This window comes from Thiohalobacter sp., from assembly GCF_027000115.1.
GTDB lineage: Bacteria > Pseudomonadota > Gammaproteobacteria > Thiohalobacterales > Thiohalobacteraceae > JALTON01.
This window is the reverse complement of record NZ_JALTON010000049.1, coordinates 115,329-122,885: the sequence shown is the minus strand read 5'-3', so window position 1 is coordinate 122,885 and position 7,557 is coordinate 115,329. Positions and strand designations below refer to the sequence as shown.

General features: G+C 67.4%; 7 protein-coding genes. 3 read left to right on the top strand and 4 right to left on the bottom strand.

Going from position 1 to position 7,557, the window contains the following annotated elements:
* The first annotated feature begins 431 nt into the window (after positions 1 to 431).
* The 3 genes from coaE (at position 432) to MVF76_RS09500 (ending at position 2,126) form a co-directional block, all read left to right on the top strand.
* A complete protein-coding gene (gene coaE, locus MVF76_RS09510) occupies positions 432 to 1,052 on the top strand; it encodes a dephospho-CoA kinase (RefSeq protein ID WP_297528571.1) in 621 nt (206 codons plus the stop codon).
* 85 nt (positions 1,053 to 1,137) lie between these two features.
* The gene (gene zapD / locus MVF76_RS09505) at positions 1,138 to 1,908 is read left to right on the top strand and encodes a cell division protein ZapD (protein WP_297528570.1); all 771 of its coding nucleotides are present in this window, start codon (positions 1,138 to 1,140) and stop codon (positions 1,906 to 1,908) included.
* Positions 1,908 to 2,126 (top strand): DNA gyrase inhibitor YacG, encoded by a 219-nt coding sequence (locus tag MVF76_RS09500; RefSeq protein WP_297528569.1) that lies wholly within the window; start codon positions 1,908 to 1,910, stop codon positions 2,124 to 2,126. Before zapD ends, MVF76_RS09500 begins: the two co-directional genes overlap by 1 nt.
* 9 nt (positions 2,127 to 2,135) lie before the next feature.
* Here the strand turns inward: MVF76_RS09500 and MVF76_RS09495 are convergent, their stop codons facing one another.
* The 4 genes from MVF76_RS09495 to secA all read right to left on the bottom strand — a co-directional run bounded on the left by MVF76_RS09495 (position 2,136) and on the right by secA (position 7,552).
* Positions 2,136 to 2,573, bottom strand: a complete 438-nt coding sequence (locus MVF76_RS09495) for a hypothetical protein (RefSeq protein ID WP_297528568.1) — start codon at positions 2,571 to 2,573, stop codon at positions 2,136 to 2,138.
* A complete protein-coding gene (locus MVF76_RS09490) occupies positions 2,573 to 3,529 on the bottom strand; it encodes a Nudix family hydrolase (RefSeq protein WP_297528567.1) in 957 nt (318 codons plus the stop codon). The genes MVF76_RS09495 and MVF76_RS09490 overlap by 1 nt, the downstream gene beginning before the upstream one ends.
* Positions 3,510 to 4,718 (bottom strand): bifunctional glutamate N-acetyltransferase/amino-acid acetyltransferase ArgJ, encoded by a 1,209-nt coding sequence (gene argJ, locus MVF76_RS09485; protein ID WP_297528566.1) that lies wholly within the window; start codon positions 4,716 to 4,718, stop codon positions 3,510 to 3,512. The genes MVF76_RS09490 and argJ overlap by 20 nt, the downstream gene beginning before the upstream one ends.
* A gap of 119 nt (positions 4,719 to 4,837) precedes the next feature.
* Positions 4,838 to 7,552, bottom strand: a complete 2,715-nt coding sequence (gene secA, locus MVF76_RS09480; RefSeq protein ID WP_297528565.1) for a preprotein translocase subunit SecA — start codon at positions 7,550 to 7,552, stop codon at positions 4,838 to 4,840.
* Positions 7,553 to 7,557 lie beyond the last annotated feature (5 nt).

Sequence of the window (7,557 nt, the reverse complement as noted above, 5' to 3'; positions counted from 1 at the left end):
TGCCAAATCTACGCCAACTCGGGTAATCTCGCTCATGGACTCTTCCTCCTCTGTTCGATTGGACTTAATCACTACCAATCTGGCACATCGATGCCGTTTAGGGGAGGGGGAGTCCATACCATTACGGCAAGCGTGAGGTGTATTGATGGGCACGCTTCGCTTTGTCCATCCTACCGGAACGCCCCGGGTAGGATGGGCAAAGGCCTGAAGGGCCGTGCCCATCACTACAGGGGCAATCGACCGGCGATGCAGCAAAATGGCCCGGATGAAGCGCAGCGAAATCCGGGGAAATCGATGCCATGAATCCCGGATTCCGGCCTGCATCCAGGCTACGCATGTGGCATTCCCCCGTTCCGTGCATTCCGTGTCTTCCGTGGCGCTCTTGCTCTTGCGCCTGTCCTTCCCCTCCCCCACTCCGCTATCATCCCCGCATGCTGAAGATCGGGCTCACGGGCGGTATCGCCAGCGGCAAGTCGGCAGCGGCAGAGGTGTTCGCCGGGCTGGGCGTGCCCGTGATTGATGCCGATGTCATCGCGCGCGAGCGGGTCGCGCCGGGCAGCGAGGCGCTGGCGGAGATCGTGTGTGCGTTCGGACCGGAAATGCTGACGCCGGCCGGCGAGCTGGACCGGCCGCGTCTGCGTCGACGGGTGTTCGCCGATGCCGAGGCCCGGGCACGACTGGAGGCCATCCTGCACCCCCGCATCCGCGAGGCCCTGCTGGCACGGCTGGAGACTCTGGACGCGCCCTACGTAGTGCTGGTGATCCCGTTGCTGGTGGAGGCCGGCTGGCAGGACCTGGTCGACCGGGTGCTGGTGATCGATGCGCCCGAGGCATTGCAGCGCGAGCGCCTGATGCGCCGCGACGGCCTGTCCGCCGCGGAGGCCGAGGCCATGCTGGCTGCCCAGGCCGATCGCGCAACCCGCTGCGCGGCCGCGGACGATCGGGTGGTCAACGACGGCAGCCTCGACGACCTGCGCGCGGACATCGAGAAGCTGCACGGGCACTATCTGGCGCTCGCCGGCGCCGGACGGACGGGGCCATCCGCCCGCTGAGAAGGCCGCAGGCGCTCATTTGCCTGAACCCGGGGGCTGGTGGACAATAGGCCGATCGTCACCCGGCCAGGCCGATCGCCCACCCGTGTCCCACAAGATCATCTACGAGCAGCCGCTGAACGAGCGGATCCGGTCCTTCCTTCGACTGGAGTTCCTGTTTCAGCAGATCCGCCATCACCTGGGCGGCACGGCGCCCTGGGACAGCCGGGCGGCGCTGCACAGCCTGCTGGACATCATGAACATCTTCGGCCGCTCGGACCTCAAGACCGAGGTCATGAAGGAACTGGAACGCCACACCGCCAACCTGGCGCGGCTGGAGGCCAACCCGGACGTGGACCGCGCCCAGCTCAACGGCCTGCTCGACGAGCTGGACGGCCTGATCGACGAACTGCATGCCATCAACGGCCCCATCGGCGCCCACCTCAAGGGCAACGAGTTCCTGTCCGCCATCCAGCAGCGCAGCGCCATTCCCGGCGGCACCTGCGAGTTCGACCTGCCGGCCTATCACTTCTGGCTGGAACAGCCCGCCGAGGAGCGCATCCGCGACCTCGCCATCTGGCTGGAATGCTTCGACGTGATCGGCCGCGCCATCCGTCTCATCCTGCGACTCACCCGCAGCAGCACCCTGTTCCGCCCGGAGATGGCGCCTGCCGGCTTCTACCAGAAGACGCTGGATGCCAACGTGCCCTGCCAGATGGTGCGCGTCGCGCTGCCGGCCGGCAGCGCCTGGTATGCCGAGATCAGCGGCGGGCGACACCGCTTCACGGTACGATTCATGGCCCAGCCCAATGTCAACGAACGCGCCGTGCAGACCACCGAAGACGTGGCCTTCGAAATGGCCTGTTGCGTGATCTGATGAACCGTTCCATACCCACCGTCAACTGCCCCACCTGCGGCCAGCCCGCCCGCTGGCACGCCGACAATCCCTGGCGGCCCTTCTGCTGCGAGCGCTGCAAGTTGATCGATCTCGGTGAATGGCTGTCGGAAAAGCACTGCATCCCGGGGCCACCCGACATTGAAAACCCGGATGCGGCGGATTTCGGGACAAAGGGGTCCGGCGGCAACCCGGTCTGATCCGCTCGGTCAGCGCCCTTTTACACGGAAAGGGAACACGGCCTCGTAGGTGCGCTGCGCCTCCGCGACGCGCACTCGCGCGCGCCAGTCGGAACGGCCGCTGGTACAGACCGGCAACATGGCCGCGCCGGTCCAGCGCCCCTTGCCCCGGGCATCCAGCCGGTAGCGGTTGAGGCCCATGTCCATGTCCGCCATCTCGAACCAGACCTCCACCTGGGCTATGCGTCCAGCCGAAGGCCCCTCGGCGACGAGTTCGATGTCGAAGCGTGACAGCGGTCGAACGGGCGCGCCGAGCCGGAAACGGATCGACAGGGCCTCCCCCTCGGCACCACAGGGGCCGGCGGCGGCATCGCAGCCCGCTTCGACCATCATCGGCAGCACGCGCGCCTCTGTCCCGCAGCCGAACAGCAGCATCGACAGCAGCCACGCTGCGAGACCGGCCCGCATCAGTCCCCGTCCCACAGGCTGCGGATTGCGGCAATGCCCTGGGCACCCGCCGCCCAGGCCGCGTCCAGATCCCCCGGCGTCATGCCACCGAGCGCGTAGACCGGCAGCGCGCGGTCCGCGATGCAGTCGGCAAGCGCACCCCAGCCCAGCGGTGTTGCCTCGGGGTGAGTCGCCGTCGGCTTGACCGGCCCGAGTACCGCGAAGTCCACGCCCAGTGCCTCGGCGCGCGCCAGTTCGCGGACATCATGGCAACTGGCACCCACCCATTGCTCCGGCGGCAGCGGCCGCGTCGGCAGTTGCGCCAGCTGGGCCGCACTCAGGTGCACGCCCACGCCCAGGCGGCGAGCGCCCTCGATGTCCCGGTTGAGCAGCAGGCGCGCGCCCTTGCGCGCGCAGCGTTCGGCCACGGCCTCGGCGAGCGCCCCCCACTCGGCGGGGGGCAGGCCGGGGGCACGCAACTGCATCAGCCGCGCGCCGGCGTCGAGCAGGGCATCGAGTCGCGTCAGGAAGGGGTCCGGGTCAGTCGGCGAAGGGGTGATCAGATAGCGATCGGGCAGACGCGCGGCCGTGACGATAGGGCGGTTGGCGGCCGGGAAATCGAGGCCCGGCAGGGCATCGGGTTCGACCCACCGCAGGGGCTGCCCCTCGCGGCCGTGGAGCTCGCCTTCCCAGGCCTCGACCCGCCACACCTGCAGCCGGACGCGCTTGTCCGGGTAGGCATGCGGGACCTGGATCAGTGGCCGCGCCCGGGTGACGCGGATGCCCAGCTCCTCCGACAGTTCGCGTATCAGGGCCGCGCGCGGCGACTCGCCCGGTTCCAGCTTGCCGCCCGGGAACTCCCACAGGCCGCCCTGGTGGACATGGTCGGGACGCCGGGCGAGGAGGACGCGGCCGTCGTGGCCGACGATGACCGCGGCCGCGACCCGTACCTCCGCCTCAGCTGCGGTACTCGGCATTGATGCGGACATACTCGTGCGAGAGGTCCGTGGTCCATATGCGCTCCACCGCCTCGCCGCGGCCCAGCGCAATGCGGATCAGGATCTCGTCGGCCGCCATCACCGCCTGGCCGGCTGCCTCGGTGTATTCCGGCGCGCGGCCGCCGTCGCGCACGATGCAGACATCGCCCAGATGAATGCGGATGCGGTCCAGCGCCAGTGCGTCGAGTCCGGCACGACCCACAGCGGCGAGGATGCGTCCCCAGTTGGGATCGCTGGCGAACAGCGCGGTCTTGACCAGCGGCGAGTGAGCCACGGTGTAGGCCACCTGCAGGCATTCGGCCGTATCGCGCCCCTCGCTGACCTCAATGGTGACGAACTTGGTGGCGCCCTCGCCGTCGCGGACGATGGCCTGGGCGAGCCGGATGCAGACGTCGGTCACCGCCTCGGCGAACCGGCCCCAGTCCTCGCCCTCGGGCGTCACGCCGCAGGCCCCGGTGGCCACCAGCAGGCAGGCATCGTTGGTGGAGGTGTCGCCATCGACGGTGATGCGGTTGAAGGAGGCAGCCATGGCCGTGTGCAGCAGCGCCTGCAGGCGTTCGCGCGGCACGGCCGCATCGGTGGCCACGAAGGCCAGCATGGTGGCCATGTCGGGGCGGATCATGCCCGCGCCCTTGGCGATGCCGGTGACAGTGATCGTCTGTCCCCGGATTTCGAGCGTGCGGGACACGCCCTTGGGCAGGGTATCGGTGGTCATGATGCCCGCGGCCGCCTCCAGCCAGGCATCCTCGCGCAGCGCCGCCAGGGCCGGATCCAGACCCCCGATCAGCCGTTCCATGGGCAAGGGCTCGCCGATCACGCCGGTGGAAAAGGGCAGCACCTCCGATGCGTCGACGCCGGCGCGGGTCGCCAGCTCGGCGCAGGTGCGACGGGCATCGGCAAGACCCGGGGCGCCGGTACCGGCATTGGCATTGCCGCTATTGATGACCAGATAGCGCGGTGCGGCCGCGCCCAGATGCTCGCGCGCCACCACCACCGGCGCGGCGCAGAAGGCATTGCGGGTGAATACCCCGGCCGCAGAAGCACCCCCGGCGATTTCCATGAGTACCAGGTCAGTGCGACCGGCATAACGGATGCCCGCCTCCACCGCAGCGAGACGCACGCCGGGCACGGCGCGCAGACGGTCAGGCGCCTTCAGTCCGACAGCCATGTTGTTTCGGGGCGGTGAAACGTGAGAAGTGAGGCGTGCGCCAGAAATATCCGAGTACGCCCGGGTACTTTCGTGGGATCCCCTGGCCAAACGGTCTTTTACACCTCACGCCTCATGCCTCACTGAAGCTTTCCATGGCAGTGCTTGTATTTCTTGCCCGAACCGCAGGGACAGGGTTCGTTACGACCGATCTTGCGGCCACCGCGGACGAAGGGCGCCTCGGCGGCCTCACCCTCGGCAGGCGCCTCGGCCTGTGGCCCGGCAGCGGGGGCATTCGGCGCGGCATGGCGGAACTCCATCTCCACGTTCTGCCGCCGCTGGGCCTCGACCGCGGCCACGTCTTCCTCGGCGCGCACCTGCACCTTGGACACGATGCCGACGACGTCGTGCTTGATGCGGTCGAGCATGGCACTGAACATCTCGAAGGCCTCGCGCTTGTACTCCTGCTTGGGATTTTTCTGCGCATAGCCGCGCAGGCCGATGCCCTGACGCAGATAGTCCATGGCCGCCAGGTGCTCCTTCCAGGCCTGATCCAGCACCTGCAGCATGACCTGCTTCTCGAAGTGGCGCATGACCTCGGGACCGGCCTGGCGTTCCTTTTCCCGATAGGCCTCGACCAGGGTGTCCAGGATCTTCCGGCGCAGCGTCTCCTCGTGCAGCTCGGGATCCGACTCCAGCCAGCCGCGGATGTCCATGCGCTCGCCGAATTCCTCCTCGATGGCCTTCTCCAGGCCGGCCACGTCCCACTGTTCGTCCAGGCTGCCCGGCGGGATGTAGGTATCCACCATGGCGTTGACCATGTCCTCGCGCATGGCCTCGATGCTGTCGGAGATGTCGTCCGCGGCCATCAGCTCGGCACGCTGCTGGTAGATGACGCGGCGCTGGTCGTTGGCAACGTCGTCGTACTCGAGCAGTTGCTTGCGGATGTTGAAGTTGTGCGCCTCCACCTTGCGCTGGGCATTCTCGATGGCCTTGGTCACCCAGGGATGCTCGATGGCCTCGCCCTCCTGCATGCCCAGTTTCTGCATCAGCGCAGACACCCGGTCGGAGGCAAAGATGCGCATCAGATTGTCTTCCAGCGAAAGATAGAACCGGCTGGAACCCGGATCGCCCTGGCGGCCGGAACGGCCGCGCAACTGGTTGTCGATGCGCCGCGACTCGTGGCGCTCGGTGCCGATGATGTGCAGGCCGCCGGCCTCCAGCACCTGCTGATGGCGCTCGTGCCACTCGCGCTTGACGCGCTCGACCTCGGCCGGATCGGGGTTCTCGCCCAGTGCCTCGATGTCGGCATCCAGGCTGCCGCCGAGCACGATGTCGGTACCGCGGCCGGCCATGTTGGTGGCAATGGTCACCGCGCCGGGGCGACCGGCCTGGGCGACGATGTGCGCCTCGCGCTCGTGCTGCTTGGCGTTCAGCACCTCGTGCGGGATGCCGGCCTTCTTCAGCAGCTTCGACAGATACTCGGAGGCCTCGACCGAGGTGGTGCCGACCAGCACCGGCTGGCCGCGCTCGCGGCAGTCGCGGATGTCCTCGATGATGGCGTCGAACTTCTCGCGCTGGGTGAGGAACACCAGATCGCCCATGTCCTTGCGCACCATGGGTCGGTGGGTGGGGATGACCACCACTTCCAGACCATAGATCTGCTGGAACTCGTAGGCCTCGGTATCCGCGGTGCCGGTCATGCCCGACAGCTTGTCGTAGAGGCGGAAATAGTTCTGGAAGGTGATGGAGGCGTAGGTCTGGCTCTCGTTCTGGATGGGCACCCCTTCCTTGGCCTCGACCGCCTGATGCAGCCCCTCCGACCAACGCCGCCCCGGCATGGTTCGGCCGGTGAACTCGTCGACGATGACGATCTCGCCATTCTGCACGATATAGTCCACGTCGCGCTGGAACAGGGCATGGGCGCGCAGCCCGGCCATGAGGTGATGCATGAGCATCAGGTTGCCGGCGTCGTACAGGCTCTCGCCCTCGGCGAGCAGCCCCGCCTCGGTGAGCAGCCGCTCGACCTTTTCGTGGCCTTCCTCGGTCAGATGGACCTGCTTGTTCTTTTCGTCGACGCTGTAGTCGCCCGGACCGTCCTCTTCCTGCTGGCGAGTGAGCCCTGGAATCAGCTCGTTGATCTTCACATAGAGCTCGGTGCTGTCCTCGGTGGGACCGGAAATGATCAGCGGCGTGCGTGCCTCGTCGATGAGGATGGAGTCCACCTCGTCGACGATGGCGAAATTCAGCTCGCGCTGCATCTTGTCTTCCAGGCGGAAGGCCATGTTGTCGCGCAGGTAGTCGAAGCCGAACTCGTTGTTGGTGCCGTAGGTGATGTCGGCGGCATAGGCGGCGCGCTTCTCCTCCGGCCCCATGCCGGGTACCACCACGCCGGTGGACATGCCCAGGAATTCGTAGAGCCTGCCCATCCAGGCTGCGTCGCGGCGCGCCAGGTACTCGTTGACCGTCACCACGTGCACGCCCTTGCCGGGCAGGGCATTGAGATAGGCCGCCAGGGTCGCCACCAGGGTCTTGCCTTCGCCGGTCCGCATCTCGGCGATCTTGCCGGAGTGCAGCACCATGCCGCCGATGAGCTGCACGTCGAAGTGGCGCATGTCCAGCACCCGCTTGCCGGCCTCGCGCACCACGGCAAAGGCCTCGGGCAACAGGTCGTCGAGTGACTCGCCCTGATCCAGGCGTCGGCGGAATTCATCGGTCTTGGCGCGCAGGGCCGCGTCGTCCAGCTTTTCCAGGTCCGGCTCGAGCGCATTGATGCGGTCGACCGTCCTGGACATGCGCTTGATCAGTCGATCATTGCGACTGCCGAAGACCTTTCTGAGAAGCTTGCTGACCATTGACC

Excerpts from the sequence above, each read along its gene's own strand:
- MVF76_RS09495 (WP_297528568.1), bottom strand. The coding sequence starts at position 2,573 with ATGCGGGCCGGTCTCGCAGCGTGGCTGCTGTCGATGCTGCTGTTCGGC.
- argJ (WP_297528566.1), bottom strand. The coding sequence starts at position 4,718 with ATGGCTGTCGGACTGAAGGCGCCTGACCGTCTGCGCGCCGTGCCCGGC.
- MVF76_RS09500 (WP_297528569.1), top strand. The coding sequence starts at position 1,908 with ATGAACCGTTCCATACCCACCGTCAACTGCCCCACCTGCGGCCAGCCC.
- secA (WP_297528565.1), bottom strand. The coding sequence starts at position 7,552 with ATGGTCAGCAAGCTTCTCAGAAAGGTCTTCGGCAGTCGCAATGATCGA.
- coaE (WP_297528571.1), top strand. The coding sequence starts at position 432 with ATGCTGAAGATCGGGCTCACGGGCGGTATCGCCAGCGGCAAGTCGGCA.
- MVF76_RS09490 (WP_297528567.1), bottom strand. The coding sequence starts at position 3,529 with ATGCCGAGTACCGCAGCTGAGGCGGAGGTACGGGTCGCGGCCGCGGTC.